The sequence below is a fragment of the Opitutus sp. GAS368 genome (assembly GCF_900104925.1).
In the GTDB taxonomy this organism is placed as follows: domain Bacteria; phylum Verrucomicrobiota; class Verrucomicrobiia; order Opitutales; family Opitutaceae; genus Lacunisphaera.
This window is the reverse complement of the sequence record NZ_LT629735.1, coordinates 420,355-438,928: the sequence shown is the minus strand read 5'-3', so window position 1 is coordinate 438,928 and position 18,574 is coordinate 420,355. Positions and strand designations below refer to the sequence as shown.

Below are 18,574 nucleotides of genomic sequence, written 5' to 3'. Positions count from 1 at the left end.
CAGGGGGGCGGGGACCGCTCAGTAATGCAGTGTGCACGCCAGCTGAATGCGGCGGGGTTCGCCGATGGACTGCGGGGTATCCTTGTAGGCTACGTCCCGGATGTTCTTGATGTTCAGAGTCGTCGTCAGCTTGGCCTTGTTCACCTTCCAGTCGTAGCCGATGGCGGCGTTCAGCAGCGTGTAAGCGGGGATGTAGTAGTCCCGGTTCCGCGGATCGCCCGCGCTTCGGCCCTGATAGTCCACGCCGGCTCCGATCCACAGCCCCTTCAGGGCCGGCTGCGGCAGGGCGTAGCGGTTCCAGAAATGCACGGCGGGCTTGGCGGTATAACCGACGTTCTGGCCGAGATAGTATTCCAGGCCGAAGGGTTCCTTGATGTTGCGCACATCCTCCTCGGCGGCACTGAAGACGATCTGCCAGTTCTTCTGCAGTTCCCACGAAACACTGGCCTCGATCCCGCGCGCGCGTTGCTTGGCGCCCTGGTTCCAGTTGTCGATGCTGAAGCCATCGATGTTAAGATTCAGGTCCTGCAGAACCTTGTCCTCCTCGATCTGGTAGACTGAAAGGGTCAGATTGAGCTTGTTGTTGAGAAACGCGCCCTTGAGCCCGGTTTCGTAGCCGCGGCCAATGGTCGGCGCCGTCGGCCCGGTCGGAATGGCGGTGGGAATCCCGTTCACCACGCCGGCCACCGTGAGGTAGGGCTGGGTGGAGAGCGTGTAGGATTCGCTGTAGGAGGCATAGAGCAGCACGTCGCGCGTGATCTTGAAGCCGAACCCCAGCTGCGGCGTCGTGTATTTGCTGTTGAGCGCCGGAGCGACCGAGCCCGCCGCGTTATCGGTGACCTGGTTCGACGAGACGTTGTAACGCGCCCCGCCGACAAAATAGAGCCGGTTGTCGAAGCAGCTGGCGTTCACCAGGACGTAGGCGGCCTTGTCCGAGTTGATGGCCGTCGTGTCGGTGTCGACCGAGGTCATCTGCTGGGCGGTGAAGGCGCCCTCGTTGGTGTTGACGTAATACGTGGGGCTGGCGGAGTTGACATCCCAGGCGCGGAAAAAGGGCGAGGCGGCCGTGTGCTCGTTCTGCAGGGTCGCGGCGCTGTAGGTGACGTGATCGTAGAAAACGCCCGCGAGCACCTGGAGTTTCATCCCCCGCAAATCATAGGAGCCCACCGCTTCGGCCTGGATGGTGGTGCCGCGCACCGACTGGGTTTGCACGCGCGGCGCGCGGTCCATCATGATCGGACTCGGCGTGCCGTTTTGGGTCGACTGCAGCAGACCCGGGTTGTTGACGGCTTGCTGGGCGTAGGCGAGCCCCTGCATGATCTGCTGGTCCGACGTCAAGGCGCTCCAGCTCGGCGCGACACTCCAAAGACCGTTGGCATAGACCAGGGAATCCGGCGGCGCGACGTAAGCCGCGGCGTGACCCGTCTGGTTGTAGCTGGAGTGATCGATATCCTCGCCCACGTGGATGCGGCCGTTCCAATGGTCGTTGAGCTTCGCATCCAGCTCGGCGTTGAAGGTCTTGAGGTTGTCGCTCTTCACGTCGCTGACGTCGGCATAGTTGAAATTCTTCGGCAGCCCCGGGAACGGACGCATAAAGCCGGGATCCGACGAGTCGGAAACGCCTTCCGCGACGGCCGGTCCGGTCTGGTTGGCCAAAAGCGACTTGGAGCCGGGATGACCGACGCCATACAGGGTTTTCACGATGCTGGCCGGGGTTGCGATGACCGAGTTGGGGAGATAGACGGCCGGCGGATCCTGCCGCTGCTGATAGCCCTGATAATCGAGCTTCAAGGACAGGTTCGGCGTGATGATCCATTTGAGGGTGGGATAAACCACCACGCTGTGGCTGTGGGTGTTCTGGTAGTATTGCTCGCCGTTGCCGTAGGAGGTGACGAACCGGAAAAGCAGCTTGTCCGTCGCCAACGGCTGGTTGACATCGAGCGTGGTGTCATAGGCGTTGTAGGCCCCGAGGGAAAAGCGCACCTCGGTGAACGGCTTCGGCTCGGGCGCCTTCGTGATGTAGTTGACGGTGCCGCCGGGAGCAATGGCGCCATACAGGAGCGAGGCCGGTCCCTTGACCACCTCGACCCGCTCGATGACGCTGCCATCCACATAATTGCTGACCAGCTGGTTGCTGGAAAATCCGTTGCGCTGCGGCGCCTGCACGAAGCCGCGGACCGAAAACACGGCGTTGCCCTGGGTGGTGGCGCTGACGCCGCTTTTCACGCCCGCGGATTGCGAAACGATGTCCATCAGGTTTTCCGCGCCGGTGTCCGAGATGAACTGCGGCGTGATGGCGTTGATGGAGAACGGCAGATCATTGATGACGGTCGAGATGCGGGTCGCGGAAACGGCGTTGCCCGCCACATAACCCCGGTCGGTCGAGGAACGGACCTCGAAGGGGGACAGCTCAATGGTGGCACCGGTTGGCTTGGTCTCATCGGTTGCGGGGAGGGTGTCGGGAGCGGTCTGGGCGCGAGCGCTGGGCAAGCTGGCGGCTAACCCTCCCGCCAGGCAGATGTAGTGGAATAATTTCATTGGGGTGTGTTTGGGGACAACGGAGCGGTGGGGTGGGAGCACGCCGGAAACCGGCGCGACACGTTTGGGGTCTGGATTACGCCTTTACGATATAGATTGCCGGGACATCCGCCTATCGGTGGTTTCACCTGAAACGCCATTCTGCCACCGAATGACGGGCATTATCACTTTTACTGGCCTGCATCATCTTGGCGTAATCGCCGGCGTGTTATAGGGAGATTCATGAACAAGCCCCTATTGACCCTGGCCCTTGGTGCGACCTGCATGCTGCCGGCGCCCGCCCTGCTCGCGCGGCAGGATCCGGCAAAGGAAACGCCCCCATTGCGGTTGGTCGCCACGACTCCGATGCCGGGCTTCACCGGCGACTTCGACCATTTCGGCGCCGACCTCCGGGGCAACCGACTGTTCCTGGCGGCCGAGGTGGCGAAAACGGTCGAGATCTTCGACCTGAAGACCGGCGCGCGAACCGGAAGCATCGGGGGTTTCGGCCATCCCCTCATGATGCACTATCTGTCCGAGTCCGATCGCCTGCTCGTCACGGACGGTGGTTTCCCCGACGGCACCCCTGGCGCGGTGCAACTGGTGGACTGCAAGGACTACCGGATCATCAACACCGTCAAGCTCCCCCCGGGGGTGGACCATGGGGTGTTCAATCCGGTGGACCAATGTTATTACGTGGAGAGCGGACCCACCGTTCCGGGCGGAAACACCCACCGGCTCAATGTCATCGATCTCAAGACCTTTGCCCTGGCCGGGCAGGTCACGCTTCCCGGCGAATCCCACGAGGGCATGGTCGTCGACCACGCCGGCAAAAAACTCTATGTGAATCTCACCGGCACGGATGAGGTCGGTGTCATCGACCTGCAAACCCGGCAGGTGATTGCCCGTTGGCCCTTGCCAGCGGACGCGCACGTGGCCCACGCCATCGCCCTGGACGAGGCGAACCATCGCCTTTTCAGCGTCAGCCGGAAGCCGGGGGAACTGATCGTGTTCGATACCGACACGGGAAAAGTCGTGGCCGCGCTTCCCTGTGTCGGGGTGAACAGCGACATATCGCGCGATGTTGCCAGAAGCCGGATTTATATCAGCGGAAGCGAGACAGTGTCGGTTTTTTCGCAACGCGATGCGGACCACTACGAGCACCTCGCCGAGGTGCCGTCGGCCTGGCGCGCCAAATCATCGATCTTTGTGCCCGAGCTGAACCGGTTGTATGTGGCCGCCTCCGGCAAGGGCCGGCCGGACGCAAAATTGCAGCTGCTGATTTTCCAGGCCCCGTGACCGGTCGTCGCCCGCGTCCTCGCCCGGCACCCCGCGGGCTGGCGCGCCCCATCGTGCGCCGGACACGCTTCCCGCGCCGGTCTCATCCGGAGGACTGAAAGTCGCGCGCAGGCCGCGGAACGGTTCTCCAACACCGACCCCGTCAGGTCCGTTGCAGGAGGGGCCGCAGGCTGCGGATGTCCTTGATGTTCTCCAGGTCGAGCACGCTCTCGATCAGCCGGGCGCATTTCTCCGCCCCAAGGCGGGGGGCCATCAGGTCGCGGCACTTCGCGACCACCTCTTCCCGGGGCATGGGATTCTCCGCCGTGCCCCGCACCGCGATCATCCGCTCACTGAGCGTGGTTCCGTCGGTCAGGGTCAGGTCGACGATCGCCTGCCTCTCCGGATAGAGACGCTCGAGCTCCTCGTCGGGCACGAGCTGCACCTTGGCCCGCACTTTGAGCACCGCCGGATCCTTCATCCGGGCTTTGTCATGGGCCACGTCGAACGAAACCGTCTTGTCCAGGATCATCACCGCCACGAGGTGCTGCATGCAGATGTCTGGCATGCCCCGGTTGTTGACGGTTTTGGCTTCGCTGGTCGCGACCCGCACCACCACTTTCCGCACTTCGTCCGCCTCAAAGGGGCGCCGCTTCTGCAGATTCTGGATCGCATCGAGCGGCGCCTGGATGGGCGAACCCACGGTCCATTTCTTGATGTTGGTCCGCGTCACCTCGTAGCGCTCGCCGAGTTGCTCGATCAACTTGGAGGGATCCGCCTTCGGCGTCATGGCGATGAAGAAATTGTCCGGACCCGACAGGATGTCCGCCACGCCCGTGGCGCCCAGCTCGAGCATCAGGACGGACTCGATCGCATTATGCGCGGGCCGGCCGCCGTAAACCAGGGACTTGGAGACATGCTCGAGATCGCGCATCCAGGCCGCCGAGCCGGCGGCTTGCTGGGCGGCATAATCAATGAGCCAGCACATCTGCTGCGCGTTGAAGCCCGCCGTGCAACCCGCGGCGGCGGCGGCGCCAAAATTGGCACCGATACTGTGCGTGCTGTGATGCGTCTCCATCTGAAAGTCCAGGCCGCCGAGCGCCATGGTGATCCGGGTTCCGATGTCGTAGCCCAGCGTCACCGCCCGCAGGAGGCGTGTTCCGCTGGTGCCATAATGTTCGCCGGAGGCCAGGGCGGCGGGCACGATGGCACATCCCGGATGGGTGTGTGACGGGGCATGCGAGTCGTCGGTCTCATCGGAGTGGGCGAGCATGCCGTTCACGAGCGCCGCGTCCATGGCCCCGCACAGCAGGTCGGAGCCAACCACCGTCGCCAGCTTGTCCCCCGCGTGAAGACGGGCAAACTTCAGCGCCACCACTGCCGGGGGCAGGTCGGCGCCGGAAACCATGGCGGCCAGGGTGTCGAGGATGTGATGCTTGGCTTTTTCCGCCGCCTCCGGCGAAATCTCGCGGCTGGCGGCCTCGCTCATGTAAGTGCTCAGCCTGGTGATCAGCGTGGCGTCCGCGGCGGCCACCGGGACGGAAGCAGCGGGGGTCGCGTCCGCGGCCCTGGCGGCCGGCAACGGCAGGCCGGCCACGGCGGCCAGGCAGCCCAAGCCCTGCAAAAAACTGCGCCGGGTCAGGTCCGTCGGGTTGATTTCGCTTTGGGGAAACAAATTTTGGGCATTCATAAGCTGGCGGTTGGGTGCGCGGATTTCACCGTAAGCGGTGGTTCCGTCACTATATCGCCTGCCCCGGCGGCGAGCCATCGGTGGTATCACCTAAACGACCGGCGCCCGGCTCAAACCGCTTCCGCAATGGCGCGCCCGACCTCCACCGTCGTCGCCGTTCCACCCAGATCGCGCGTGCGCGGCCCGTGTTGGACCACCTGCTCGATCGCCCGCACAATCGCCGCCGCCGCCTCGGGCTGGCCGAGGTGCTCCAGCATCATCGCTCCGGACCAGATCTGGCCGATTGGATTGGCAATGCCCTTGCCGGCGATATCCGGCGCCGAACCGTGCACGGGCTCGAACATGGAGGGATAGTCGCGTTCGGGATTCAGGTTGGCCGAGGGGGCGATCCCGATGGTGCCGCAGACCGCGGGACCGAGATCGGAAAGGATGTCGCCAAAAAGGTTGGAGCCCACCACCACGTCGAACCAGTCGGGGTGCTGGACGAAGTGCGCCGTGAGGATGTCGATATGATACTGGTCCGTCCGCACGTCCGGGTATTCCTTCGCCATCGCCTTGAAACGCTCGTCCCAGAACGGCATCGTGACCGTGATGCCGTTCGACTTGGTCGCCGAGGTCAGGTGTTTCTTGGGCCGACGCCGGGCCAGTTCAAACGCATACCGCAGGATCCGGTCAACTCCGCGGCGCGTGAAAACGACCTGCTGGAACGCCATTTCCTCATCCGTGCCTTCATAGAGGCGCCCGCCGACCGTGGTGTATTCACCTTCATTGTTTTCCCGCACGACGTAGAAATCGATGTCGCCGGGATGGCGGTCCCGCAAAGGCGAAACCACGCTGGGCATCAGGCGCACCGGCCGCAGATTGGTGTATTGGCGGAATCCGCGGCGGATCGGAATCAGCAGGCCCCACAGGGAGACGTGATCGGGCACGCCGGGAAACCCCACGGCGCCGAGATAGATCGCGTCGTGGTGCCTGATCTGGTCGAGGCCGTTTTCGGGCATCATGCGCCCTGTCTCCTGGTAATACTGGCAGCTCCAGGGGAATTGGTCCCACGCCAGGCGGAAGCCGAACTTCCTGGCGGCCGCATCCAATACGGCGATGCCGGCGGGGACCACCTCATTGCCGATGCCATCACCGGGAATGGTGGCGATGCGGTATCCCTTCATCGCTTGCGGTCCGCTGGCAAGCGGTGAAACCTTTGTCATTGGCTAAGTATGACCGGCGCCCGCGCTTTCCGCCATAAGTGGAACCACCTGAATTGCAGCCGGGGGCGGGGCCGCTCACGAAAGGACATGCGCCAATTCCGTCCGGCCGGTAACACACAGCTTCTTATAGATCATGTTGAGCTGAAACTCGACCGTTCGCGCCGATTTGCCCAGCCGGCGGGCCACCTCGTTGTTGGCGCACCCCTCCGCGACCAACAGCGCCACCCGGCGCTCGCTCGGGGTGAGGAACTGCAGCCGGTGGATGGCTTCGGTGCTCAGTTCGGTGTTGGCCCCGTCGAGATTCATTTCCCCCGACAAAGTCACCCAGAACCCTGGCCGCACCAGCGAGCCCTTGAAAGGCTGGCTGACATCGACTTTTGCCACCAACCGGGGAATCACGGCGTGGTCGACCCGCGCGCTTTCGAGGCCGACCGTCACCCCCCGGGCCGCGCCCTGGTCCCACACGCCGGCCAGCCGGGTGCAGGCCGCGATGATTTCGGGCGGAATGCGGAAACAGCGGCGCGTGTTCATCGTGCGGGCTTCCTTGAATCCGTAGTTCCACACCGCACATAGGTCGTAGGCTTCCGGCGTCGCAAAGCCGAGCTTGCACTCCGCATCCAGGAACATCACCGGGATCGGCAGGCCCGACAGGAACCGCTCCATCCCTTCGCTGCGGCTGCGTTCGCGCTCGAGCATCCGCAGGCGCCGCAGGCCCGCGTCGATCACCGGATGCAGGTTCGCCAGGAATTCCTTCTCCTCGTCGATGAAGTCACCCTGCTCCTTGCTCCGCCGGATGCTCAGCACCGCATCGGGGCGCGCCCCGTCCCAAAAGGCCAGGTGGACGAATTGGTTCCAGCCCCAGAACTGTTCCTCGCGCTCGAGGCGCCGCTGGCCGGCGGCCGGATCCTCCTGCACGATTTCCGAGTAGGTATACAGCTTCACCCGGGGATGCGCCGCCAGAAACGGGCGCGATATGCTGAGGCTTGTCACCGGCTGGTTGCCGCCCTCGGTCTCCGCCTCCACGTGATGCCGTCCCTCCAGCGGCTGGAAATCAACAATGCCGAGCATCAGGCTGCAGGAGTGATGCGGCATCACGCTGTGAAGCAAACGCAGGTTGGCCCGCCAAAAACTGTCGAGGTCGAGGGCGGTCTGCAGATCAAAAATTGGGCGTTCAGCCTTGCGTTTTGATAGCATGGTGGGGGTATCGCCTTGGGGTAACCGGCTGAAAGGCGAGCGGCGTTTTATTTTTGGCCGGCGGCGAACGCAAGCCTAAGCACGCGCCGCTGGAAGCAGACGGCGGAAATATCCTCCTCCTGCTGCCGTCCATTTACATTGCCAGCTTTTCCCCTTCGGCGAAGACTGCGGCAACCCCGGTGTCCTCCAACGGCCGGTGCTTTAGGTGATTCCACCGATGTCATTCCGCCCAAGAAAGCTTATCCTACCCGCTTGACGTGTGGGTCACCTCCGGTGCCCCTCGTATTCTGTTTCTCCCTACCCATCATGCACAGACGCAATTTCATCAAGTCGGCCATCGGCGCAGGGGCGGCCTACAGTGTCCTGGGCCCGGCTTCAGCGGTCGCCGCGGAGCCGGCGTCCTTGCCGGCCGCGGGCGGTGAGCTTCCCTTCCAGGTCCGCTCCGACATCACCCCCTATGTCGCCAGGTTCATCGCCGAGGCGCAATACGCCGACCTGCCCGCCGAGGTGATCGAGCTGGGCAAGAAATCGCTGCTCGATGCCTTCGGCCTGGCGCTGGTCGGAGGCAAATCGAGGGGCGGCCACCTCTTGCGCACCTACTTCGACTCGCTGGGCTGCGCCCCCGGGGGCGTCCGGATCCTCGGGACCACGGCGCGGTTGCCGCTCCGCTTCGCCGCCTTTGCCAACGGCGTCTCCATTCACATGGAGGACTTCGACGACACCCAGCTCGCGGTGGCCAAGGACCGCGTGTATGGACAACTGATGCATCCGACCGCGCCCGTGTTTCCCGCCGCGCTCGGGACCGCCGACACCATGCACGTCAGCGGCAAGGAATTCATGCTCGGCTACCATGTCGGGATCGAAGTCGCCTGCAAGCTTGCGGAGGCGTGCTCGCCCCGGGCCTACAAAAACGGCTTTCATTCGACCGGCACCTTCGGGGTGTTCGGCAGCATGGCGGCCTGCGCCAAGCTGCGCGGCTACAACGCCGGGCTCATCTGCCAGGCCATGCCGATCGCCGCCAGCCAGGCCTCGGGCCTGTCGCAAAATTTCGGCACCCTGACGAAACCGTTCCACGCGGGCCACGCCGCCGAGGCGGGCGTGATCGCCAGTGATCTCGCGGCCCTGGGCTGGGACGGCGCCGAAAACATCCTGGAGGCCCAGAACGGATTTTTTCATGCCTACGGCGGCAGTTACGATGCGGATTCGCTGCTGAACAAGCTCGGACGTCCCTGGACCTTCGCGTCTCCCGGGGTCTCCATCAAGCCCTACCCCTCCGGCTCGCTCACCCATCCGGGCATGACGGAAATGGCGCGCCTGATCAGAACCGAGGGGATCAAGGCGGCGGATGTCGTCCAGGTCGAGGTGGGCACGAATTCCCAGATGCCGAAATCCCTGCACAATCACACGCCCAAGAAGGGATTGGAGGCCAAGTTCAGCATGGAATACTGCATGGCGGTGCTGCTGGTCGCGGGCAAGGCCGGCTTGGGCGAGTTCACCGACGCCGTCGTCAGCCGGCCGGAGATGCAGGAGATGATCGGACGTGTCCGGTTCTACGTCGATCCGGAGGCGGAGGCGGCCGGCTATTCCAAGATGACCACCATCCTGAAAATCCATCTCAAGGACGGTCGCACGATATCGGGCAAGGCGGACTTTGCAAAGGGCAGCCCGGCCAATCCCATGAGTTACGACGAGGTCGCCGAGAAATTCCAGGGTTGCGCCGCCTATGCGGGCTGGCCGGAGGCGAAAGCCCGCCAGATCATCGAAGGCGTCAAGCATCTGGAGGATTTGCCGGATGTCGGTGCCCTCACCGCCCTCTGCACCGGGTAACCCCATCAGCGTGTCAACGCCCCGCCCGCGGTTCGATCTGCCATGACCGCAACCGGCCGCCCCGTCCTTTCCCGTTCGCGGCAGCACACACCAACCGATGGCGCGATCCCGGCTGATCAGGCCGGCTGCGCCTTGCCGGACCAAACTTCCTGATGAAATACCTGCGTCACCTTTACATCCAAGTCCTCATCGCCGTCGTGCTTGGCGGAGTGTGCGGCCAGTTCTGGCCGGGCTTCGGCGCCGGGCTCAAGCCGGTCGCCGACGCCTTCGTCCGGCTGGTGACGATGCTGATCAGTCCGATCATCTTTTGCACCATCGTCGTCGGGATCGGCAGCATGTCCGACTTGAAAAAAGTCGGTCGCGTCGGGCTGAAGGCCCTCGTTTATTTTGAAGTCGTCACCACGCTCGCGCTGTTGATCGGGCTGGCGGTGGTCAACTGGGTGCAGCCCGGCGCGGGCATCCATGCCAACGCGGCCGCGCTGGACGCGGGCGCCGTCAGCACCTACCTCAACCCGGCCAAGAAAATCGGTCTGGTCGACTACCTGCTGAACATCATCCCCGGCACGCTGCCCGGCGCCCTGACCTCGGGCGAAATCCTCCAGGTGCTGCTCGTGGCCATCCTGTGCGGCGCCGCCCTGGTGCAGATGGGAACCAAGGGCCGGCGGGTGACCGAGCTGCTGGAAGACACCTTCAAGATGCTGATGCGCGTGGTCGGTTTCATCGTGAAACTGGCGCCCCTGGCCGCGTTCGCCGCGGTCGCGTTCACTGTCGGGAAATTCGGCCTGCACAGCCTGGCCGGCCTCGCCTCGCTGATGGCCTGCGTGTATCTCACCATGGCGGTGTTCATCATCGTGGTGCTCGGGGCCATTCTGCGCCTGAGCGGCCTGGGCTTGTGGCGCTTCCTGCGCTACCTCCGGGAGGAACTGTTCCTCGTCATCGGGACCTCCTCCTCGGAAACCGCCCTGCCCGGATTGATCGCCAAGATGGAAAACCTGGGTTGCTCGAAACCGGTCGTGGGTCTGGTGGTGCCCGCGGGCTATTCTTTCAACCTCGACGGCACCTCCATCTATCTCACGATGGCCGCGGTCTTCATTGCCCAGGCCACCGACACCCCGCTGAGCCTGGGCCAGCAGCTGGGGATGCTGATGGTGTTGCTGCTGACCTCCAAGGGGGCGGCGGCCGTCACGGGGGGTGGCTTCATCACCCTGTCGGCCACCCTTGCCTCGACCCAGATCGTCCCGGTCGCGGGGCTCACGTTGATTCTGGGCATCGACCGCTTCATGTCGCAGGCCCGCGCGCTCACCAATCTGATCGGCAATGCCGTCGCCGTGGTGACCATCGCTACCTGGGAAAAGGAATTCGACCAGAAACGCGCCCAGAAAGTCCTCGCCGGCGAACCGCTTGAGATCGGATCGGGCGACCTCATCTAGCGCCGAGCCGTGGGCGGTCACTGACCTGCTCGCTAAACTGAAGCTGGTGTGACGCAGTCAGGCGAAGAGTCGGTCATTGGGATTGGCCGAAATTCTGCCGCGCAAGGACGCCTCGTCGTGGCCTTGGACCCTTCCCGGCGCGGGTTTTGGCTGGTCGGATGGGAGTAAGGCTCTTGGTGGAAATTGATTTTTCGGCTTCCGCATCTTGCCGATGTCAGCCCTGTTTGTAATTTCGCCCCGCGACGTTCGAGTCTCTTCTCCCGCACCATTTACGAAAATCCGCCGGTTCATCCGCGATGGGTCCGATACTCCAGAGCTTGCTCCGGGGATCTTTACCCGGCGGCTTTTTTGCTTGCCGGCAGGGAGTTACACCGGCGACGGCCGGCAAGTTTAGGCTTTCGCGAAGGGGGTTTGGCGCTTTGGCTGGGCCCGCCCCATGAATAAAACCCTGCGAGTCACCGGCCTCGGCCTCCTGGCGGCGCTCGTTGCCGTGCAGTTCGTTCCGACGCCGCGCAACACCGGCCCGACGGAAGGGCCGGCGTCGCTGGCTGCCCGGGAGAAGGTGTCCGGCCAGGTGAAGGCCATGCTGCAGCGCGCCTGTTATGACTGCCACTCGGATAATACCAAATACCCATGGTACGCCGCGGTGCAGCCGGTGGCGTGGTGGATGAACCAGCACGTCACCGACGGAAAGGCCGAGCTGAATTTCTCGGATTTTGCCCGCTACGACACGAAACGCACGGTCCGCAAGCTGCAGGCCGTGGCCGACGAGGTGCGCGATCATGGCATGCCGCTCGCCTCCTACCGGCTCATGCACCCGGAGGCGAGGCTCACCGACGCCGAGATCGCACTCCTCGCCAAGTGGGCCGAGGACCTGGCCGATGACATCCAGTCCCGTTAAGGCGCAACCCGCTATCGACTTTCGTAACCCGAACCTTCACCTATCCGTCTGCTAATCTCACTCATGAAATCACTGCCACGTCTGCTTGTCGTCCTCTCTGTCATCTTCGCCGGCTCGGTCGCGTTTGCGGCCGACGCGGCCCCGGCGGCCCCCGCCAAGGAGAAGAAGGAGGATACCGAGCTGACTAAGAAGATGGACAAGATGAACGCGGCCTACCGCAAGCTCAAGAAGCAGGCCGCCGACGCGACGAAGAACGCCGAGTCGCTCCAGCTGGTCGCGACCATGCGGGAATACGCCACGGCGGGCTCCAAGCTCGAGCCGCTCAAGCTCACGGAGATTCCCGAGGCGGATCGCGCCAAGATGCTCGAGGGCTTCAAGGCCAAGATGAAGGATTTCCTGGCGGGCATCGACAAGCTCGAGGCCGCCCTCAAGGCCGGCCAGAACGACGAGGCCGTGAAGCTCGTGCAGGCGCTCGGCGCCATGCAGAAAGAGGGGCACAAGGAGTATAAGTCCAAGTCGATCGACTGAGCCGTCACCTCAGCTTCCGTTCCATCGTCAAACCGCCGCTCCTCCGGCGGTTTTTTTGCGCCGTCCGCCGGGCCTCAACCCATGAATCCGAGGTTCGGGTTGGCGAACCGGCCGAGGTTGGGCAGCACGAGCGGCAGGTCGGTGTCCTTGACGCCGAACCAGGTCGCGAGCGTGGCGTTGTATTCGTCGACGCTGGTGCTCGGGATCCAGCGGCCGCGGCCGGTGTCGTCCGGGCCCTTGAGCGAGAAGTCCGGCATGCGCCCGTAGATGTCGCCGCCCTTGACCGCGCCGCCCATGATGAGGTGGTGCGAGCCCCAGCCATGGTCGGAGCCGTCGCCGTTCGTCGTCCAGGTGCGGCCGAAGTCGGAGGCGGTGAACGTCGTGATGCGGTCGCCGAGACCGAGCTCGTCGGTGGCGCGGGCGAAGGCCGCGAGGCTCTGGCTGACGTCGGCGAGGAGCTTGGCGTGGGCGCCGGTCGCGGTGGCGCCGGCGACGACCTGGTGGTCGTGCAGGTCCCAGCCGCCGATGCGGGCGAAGAAGACCTGGCGGCGCAGGCCGAGGCTCGGGGCGCTGGCGGCGAGCCGGGCGATCATGCGGAGCTGCTGGCCGAGGCCGGACTTGGGAAACTCGGTCTTGAAGGGCGCTTCCTTGCCGAGCACGGACGCCAGCAGCGCGCTGTCGGCCACGGCGTCGTTGGTGAGGCCGGCGAAGGCGGTTTCGAACAGGTTGCGGTCCTCCGTCTGCAGCAGCTCGCGCCGGCCTTCCGCGCGCAGCGCGCCGAGCGGACCGCCGGTGGCGTTGGGTTGCACGGCGCCGTTCGGGCTCACGGCGAATTGGGCGACGGTCCGGCCGACCTGGAACGAGTTCTGGCCGGCCAGGCTGATGGACATCGAGATCGCGTGGTTGTCGTTGAAGGCGTTGGTGAGGTCGGCGAGGCGTCCGCCCCAGCCGGTGGTGAACAGCTTGCTGTCGGGGATGCTGCTCTGCCACTGCACCTGCTGGTCGTTGTGGGAGAACAGCGCGTTGGGCAGCGGCACCGACCTGGCCTCGAACTGGGCCTTGGTGGTCGGCACGACGAGGGTGCCGACGTTGGCCAGCAGGGCGAGGCGGCCCTGTGCGAAAAGGTCGCGCAGCTCGGGCGTGGCGGGGTGCAGGGCGAAGTCGCGGCCGTCGGACCGGCGCGGCTTGAGCCGCAGCAGGCCGTCCGGCGGCAGCGCGAGCCCGCCGCGGCCCTGCGCGTAGGCGGCGTAGCCGGCCGCGTCGCACGGGATGAGGAGGTTGTTTGCGTCGTTGCCGCCGGCGAGGAACAGGCAGACAAGGGCCTTGTAGTCGGACGGGCTGCCGGGCGGCAGGACGGGGCCGGTCTCGACGGTGGCGCCGATGAGGCGGAGCTGGGCGAGGGTGGACAGCAGGCCGGTGGCGCCGACCGCGGCGCAGCAGGCGCCGAGGAAACGGCGCCGGGTCATGGCATGGTCGGCGGGTGAGTTCATGGCGGGCTCAATGTTGGATGGCGGCGTCGGGGGAAGAGACGATCAGGTCCAGCGCGCTGCGCGCGAGGTCGAGGTCGCTGGTCGTGGGCGGCAGCTGGGTGAGCTTGTCGAGCACGATGGCCCGGGCCTTGGGTGAAAGGGAAGCCGCGCAGAAGACGAGGTCGAGATAGTCGACGAGAGCCTCCGGGGTCTTGGCGAGGGCGGCCAGCGGGTCGAGTTTCAGCACGAGGGCGCCCGGGCCGTTGGCGGCGGTGGCGTAGACAAAGTTGCGGAGCTGGTTGGGGATGGTGATGCCGGTCGAGGCCGTGAGGATCTGGTATTCCGGCGCGTGCAGGCCGGCGGCGGCGAGCGGACCCGGCAGCACGTAGTCCGGCTCGAAGAAGTTGAAGACCGTGGGTGAGCGCAGCGGGGCCTGGCCGAACGGGCCCTCGGGATTCGGATAATAATAGCGACCGTTGGCGGCCGAGGCTTGGAAAGCGCGCAGCAGTGCCGTGGCCTGGAGCAGGGGCTCCTTCATCTTGCCATAGCCGAGGTTGCCGGTGACGTCCGGCGAACGGGCCTCGTAATCGAGGAGGATGGCCCGGATGACGGCGCCGAGGTCGCCGCGTTCGCCGTGGCCGTTCTTCGCAAACACCTGGGACACCCGGTAGATGTAGCCCGGGCTCGGGTTGCTCGTGACGAGGCGCTGGATCAGCTGGCGGCAGATGAACGGCGCGGTGTTGGGGTGGTTGAACAGCGTGTCGAGCATCTGCCTCAGGTCGGCGGCCGGGCCCTGCTTCGCGTGCAGCTTCACGCCGCCGACGATGACCTTCTCGCCGTCGTCATGCTGCTCCGGATAGGTCATCATGGGGGCGGCGAAATTGGCGCGGGCGCCGCCGAAGTTCGGCCGCGGCTCGGGCGAATAAAAGCCCAGGCCGGTGAACACGCGCGCCGTCTCCTCGATGGTGTGCTGGTCGTAGGTTGGGATCGGCAGGCCGTCGGGCCCGAGCCGGTAGGTGCCGTCGGGCTGGAGTTCGTTCAGCCCGATGGTGAAAAGCTGCATGACCTCGCGGGCGTAGTTCTCGTCGGCACTGGTGCCGCGCTTGGGATCGGCCTTGGCGCTCTTGAGGTGGCTCAGATAGGCGCCCATCGCGGGGCTGAAGGTGACGTCCTCGAGCAGCTGGCGGAAGTTGCCGAAGGCGTCGCGGGCGAGCAGGTCGTAGAACACGGCGGCGCCCTCGGCGTTGTTGGCCACGGTGTCGTTTACGTCGGAGATGACGAAGATCTCGCTCAGGGCGAACGCCACGCGCTGGCGGAGCTGGTCGGGTCCGGTGAGGGCGATCCGCAGCCAGGCCTCCTGGCGGTTGTTGTGGCCGATGCGCGGACGGGGCGAGTCGGGCGGGAAGGCGCGAAAGTCGGCGCGCATCTCCTCGAGGTGGGAGCTGGCCGGAATGGCCAGCTGCTCGTTGATCCAGCCCTCGAAGGTCTGCGGCTTGGGCGGCGCCTCGTTCGGCCGCGGGGTGGGGTGGACGAATTCCGCGATCTCGGTCCGGGTCGGGCCGAACGTGGCCTGGGTCAGGAAGCGCGCCGCGTCGCGCTCGGTCAACGGGCCGCCCGGCAGCTTCGGCGGGGCGGGCGGGGGCTGGAATTTCTCCGAACCGGCGGCGCGGATGAAATAGCCGCGGAGCTCCCCGGTGGGATGGTTCTTGCTGTCGAGACCCACATAGATGCGGCCGCTTTCCAGGGCGGCTTGCAGCGTGGCGGTGGTGAACTGTCCCGTCGGCTGCAGGGCCCATTCGAAGGTCGCCCGGGCCTCCCGGCTGAAGTTAAGCAGGTAGGCTCCCTCCGCCCCGGGCGCGGCCAGCTTGAGGTGGGAGCTCACGAGCGGTGAGGTGAGGTTCGCATGCATCACGACGATCCGGGCGCGCGAACGGTCCGGCGCGAGCAGCAGGGTGGCCGTGCCGTAGGCCGTGGATTCGGATGCTTCCGCGGTCGGGCGGATCTGCGCGATGAACAGCTGCGGTGGGACGTCGTTGATGGTCACCACGGCCTCGGCCACGTTGCCGACCTGGTAGGCCGGGGACGGCTTGAGGTGCAGCACCACCGTGCGTGCGGGCTGCCTGTCGAAATCGCCGATGGCCTCCACCTTGACCACGGCCGTCTTTTCCTGGGCAGGCAGGGTGATCGTGCGCGGGAGTTCGTGATAGTCGGTGCCCGGTTTGGCCGAGCCACCGAGGGAGAACTCGACCGTCAGGGCTGCCGACAGGTCGCCGTCGCGGGTCACGATCACCTCGCCCGGCTTGACGGCGGTCTCGTCGGTCACGGGGACCGAAGCACTGAGGGTGACGACCGGTTTGGCGGCGTCGGCCCGGGCCAGGCCGGCCAGAAGAATGCTCCCGAGGGCAACGGCGGCGATGGCCGGCTGAGTTCGCATGCGAGAAACCAAGTATCGGATTGAGACGCGACTTTGCAACCGGAGTTACCGCGGGCGCAGCCCCGGCGGGCGGTGGGTATTTCCCTCCGCTTGGTAATCCGGGAAAAACGAGAGTTCCCCGTTTCCGGGGACGGGTCGCCCCGGGTGCACGGGTTCCCGCCCTCGCCGCGGGCCCCAAATGCCGGGATCGGGCCGGCCAGAAACCGCTGGTTTCGGGCGGCTTTTCTAGTATCAACATGGCCGTGCAAGCCTCCGCCTTCTTCGCCCTGCCTCCGTCGCTGGCCCGGTTCGCCAAGTTTTTTCCGGCCGCGGCGACGCCGTGGGACTGGCTGAAGCAGGTCGGCGCGGCGCTGGAGGGCCTCGAGGCGAACCCCGCCGGTCCGAAGATTCCGCCCGGGGTCCATATTGAAGGCAAAGTCTGGCTGCACGCCTCGGTCAAGCTTCCGCCTTACGCGGTCATCCAGGGGCCGGCCTACATCGGCGCGAACACCCAGATCCGCCCCGGCGCGTTCATCCGCGGCCACGTCATCGCCGGCGAAAACTGCGTCCTCGGCAACTCCTGCGAGTTCAAGAACTGCCTGCTGCTCGACGGCGTGCAGGCCGCGCATTTCAACTACGTGGGCGACTCCCTGCTCGGCAACGGCGCGCACCTCGGCGCCGGCGTCATCTGTTCCAACCTCCGGCTCGACCAGGGTGAGGTGATGGTGCGCCTGCCCAACGGCACGGTCGGCACGGGCCTGAAGAAATTCGGTGCCGTGATCGGCGACCGGGCCGAGGTCGGCTGCAACGCCGTGCTCAACCCCGGTTCGCTCATCGGTCCGCGTGCGATGATCATGCCCTGCACCGCCTTCGGCGGCTATGTCGCGGCCAACACCGTGGCCCGCATCCGGCACGTCATCACGACGTTGCCGCGCCGGGACTGAGCAAAATCATTCTCGTAATCGTTCTCCTTCTCGTTCTCTCCTTTCTTTGCTCCCGAGAGAACGAGAAAGATTACGAGAACGAGAAAGAACCTATTTTCCATGCCCCGCATCCTCACCGGCATCACGCCCTCCGGCACCCTGCACATCGGCAATTATTTCGGCGCCATGCGCCCGGCCATCGAGCTGCAGGCCGGCGGCGACGCCTATTATTTCATCGCCGACTACCACTCGATGACGGCGCTTGATAACGCCAAATTACGCCGCGCTTACACACGAGAGATCGCGCTCGATTGGCTCGCCTGCGGCCTTGATCCTGCCAAGGCCGTCTTCTGGCGACAGAGTGACGTCCCTGAGGTTTGCGAACTCACCTGGCTGATCGGCTCACTTACGCCCATGGGCCTGCTTGAGCGCGCCCACAGTTACAAGGACAAGGTCGCCAAGGGCATCTCGCCCAACTTCGGCCTGTTTGCCTACCCGGTGCTCATGGCTGCCGACATCCTGCTCTTCGACACCAACGTCGTGCCCGTCGGTCGGGACCAGAAGCAGCATTTGGAAATGACGCGCGATATCGCTTTTAAATTCAATGGAATCTACGGGGAAACCTTCGTCGTGCCCGAGGAGCGCATCAGCGAGACCATGGCCGTCATCCCCGGTCTTGACGGCCAGAAGATGTCCAAGAGCTACGGCAACACGATCGAGATCTTCGGCGACGAGAAGGCACTGCGGAAAAAGATCATGGGCATCGTCATGGACTCGCGCACGCCCGCCGAGCCCAAGCCCGACGCCGACAGGAACCTCGCCGTCCAGCTCCTGAAGCTGTTCGCGCCGAAGGACGTTGCCGCCGACTTCGAGCACCGGCTGCGCGCCGGCGGCCTCGGCTACGGCGACCTCAAGAAGACGCTGTTCGAGCACTACTGGAATTTCTTCGCCCCGTATCGCGCCAAGCGCGCCGAGCTCGCGACCAATCCCGATTACGTGGACCAGGTCCTGCGCGATGGCGCCCAGCGCGCCCGCGCCGTGGCCGAAAAGACGATGGCCCGCGCCCGCCAGGCCTGCGGCCTGCGCTGAGCTCTGTTGGAGGACCCGCGTCCCTGCGGGCCGTGTTCGCGAATGGAATCCCGACGACCCGCAGGGACGCGTGCCCTTCAGTGTGTCATCCTGAGCGAAGAGAAGCAGCG

Annotated in this window: 13 protein-coding genes; 7 read left to right on the top strand and 6 right to left on the bottom strand. The window is 65.2% G+C overall.

All coding sequences use genetic code 11. The features are described 5' to 3' along the window. Positions 1-18: 18 nt before the first annotated feature. Positions 19-2,538 carry a TonB-dependent receptor gene (locus tag BLU29_RS01865; protein WP_091054883.1) on the bottom strand — a complete coding sequence of 840 codons (2,520 nt, stop codon included), beginning with the start codon at positions 2,536-2,538 and terminating at the stop codon, positions 19-21. A gap of 222 nt (positions 2,539-2,760) precedes the next feature. Between BLU29_RS01865 and BLU29_RS01860 the strand changes: the two genes are divergently transcribed. Further along, positions 2,761-3,816: a hypothetical protein gene (locus BLU29_RS01860; protein WP_091054882.1), complete on the top strand. Its 1,056-nt coding sequence runs from the start codon at positions 2,761-2,763 to the stop codon at positions 3,814-3,816. Between the two features lie 142 nt (positions 3,817-3,958). Here BLU29_RS01860 and BLU29_RS01855 read toward each other — a convergent pair whose 3' ends face one another. From BLU29_RS01855 to BLU29_RS18360, 3 genes are all read right to left on the bottom strand, one after another. Next, positions 3,959-5,485 carry an MmgE/PrpD family protein gene (locus BLU29_RS01855; protein ID WP_091054881.1) on the bottom strand — a complete coding sequence of 509 codons (1,527 nt, stop codon included), beginning with the start codon at positions 5,483-5,485 and terminating at the stop codon, positions 3,959-3,961. Positions 5,486-5,595: 110 nt separating this feature from the next. Then, on the bottom strand, positions 5,596-6,651 hold the full coding sequence (locus BLU29_RS01850) for a tartrate dehydrogenase (RefSeq protein ID WP_091054880.1): 1,056 nt from the start codon (positions 6,649-6,651) through the stop codon (positions 5,596-5,598). A gap of 114 nt (positions 6,652-6,765) precedes the next feature. Further along, a complete protein-coding gene (locus BLU29_RS18360; RefSeq protein WP_197677748.1) occupies positions 6,766-7,884 on the bottom strand; it encodes a helix-turn-helix transcriptional regulator in 1,119 nt (372 codons plus the stop codon). A 306-nt stretch (positions 7,885-8,190) separates the two neighbouring features. Between BLU29_RS18360 and BLU29_RS01840 the strand changes: the two genes are divergently transcribed. From BLU29_RS01840 to BLU29_RS01825, 4 genes are all read left to right on the top strand, one after another. Continuing rightward, positions 8,191-9,711: an MmgE/PrpD family protein gene (locus BLU29_RS01840; protein ID WP_091054879.1), complete on the top strand. Its 1,521-nt coding sequence runs from the start codon at positions 8,191-8,193 to the stop codon at positions 9,709-9,711. A gap of 149 nt (positions 9,712-9,860) precedes the next feature. Beyond that, positions 9,861-11,141: a C4-dicarboxylate transporter DctA gene (dctA, locus tag BLU29_RS01835; protein ID WP_091054878.1), complete on the top strand. Its 1,281-nt coding sequence runs from the start codon at positions 9,861-9,863 to the stop codon at positions 11,139-11,141. 436 nt (positions 11,142-11,577) lie between these two features. After that, the gene (locus BLU29_RS01830; RefSeq protein WP_091054877.1) at positions 11,578-12,042 is read left to right on the top strand and encodes a heme-binding domain-containing protein; all 465 of its coding nucleotides are present in this window, start codon (positions 11,578-11,580) and stop codon (positions 12,040-12,042) included. Between the two features lie 63 nt (positions 12,043-12,105). After that, on the top strand, positions 12,106-12,570 hold the full coding sequence (locus tag BLU29_RS01825) for a cytochrome b562 (protein WP_091054876.1): 465 nt from the start codon (positions 12,106-12,108) through the stop codon (positions 12,568-12,570). A 74-nt stretch (positions 12,571-12,644) separates the two neighbouring features. On the opposite strand, the gene BLU29_RS01820 is transcribed toward BLU29_RS01825, so the two are convergent. Further along, a complete protein-coding gene (locus tag BLU29_RS01820) occupies positions 12,645-14,060 on the bottom strand; it encodes a DUF1501 domain-containing protein (protein WP_091054875.1) in 1,416 nt (471 codons plus the stop codon). 7 nt (positions 14,061-14,067) lie between these two features. Then, positions 14,068-16,473, bottom strand: coding sequence for a DUF1800 family protein (locus BLU29_RS01815; protein WP_091054874.1), 2,406 nt, complete (start codon positions 16,471-16,473; stop codon positions 14,068-14,070). Between the two features lie 236 nt (positions 16,474-16,709). Here BLU29_RS01815 and BLU29_RS01810 point away from each other — a divergent pair, with 236 nt between their 5' ends. Beyond that, complete coding sequence (locus tag BLU29_RS01810) at positions 16,710-17,396, top strand: UDP-N-acetylglucosamine diphosphorylase (RefSeq protein WP_231962292.1); 687 nt, start codon at positions 16,710-16,712, stop codon at positions 17,394-17,396. A gap of 99 nt (positions 17,397-17,495) precedes the next feature. Next, positions 17,496-18,464, top strand: coding sequence for a tryptophan--tRNA ligase (trpS, locus tag BLU29_RS01805; RefSeq protein ID WP_091054873.1), 969 nt, complete (start codon positions 17,496-17,498; stop codon positions 18,462-18,464). Positions 18,465-18,574 lie beyond the last annotated feature (110 nt).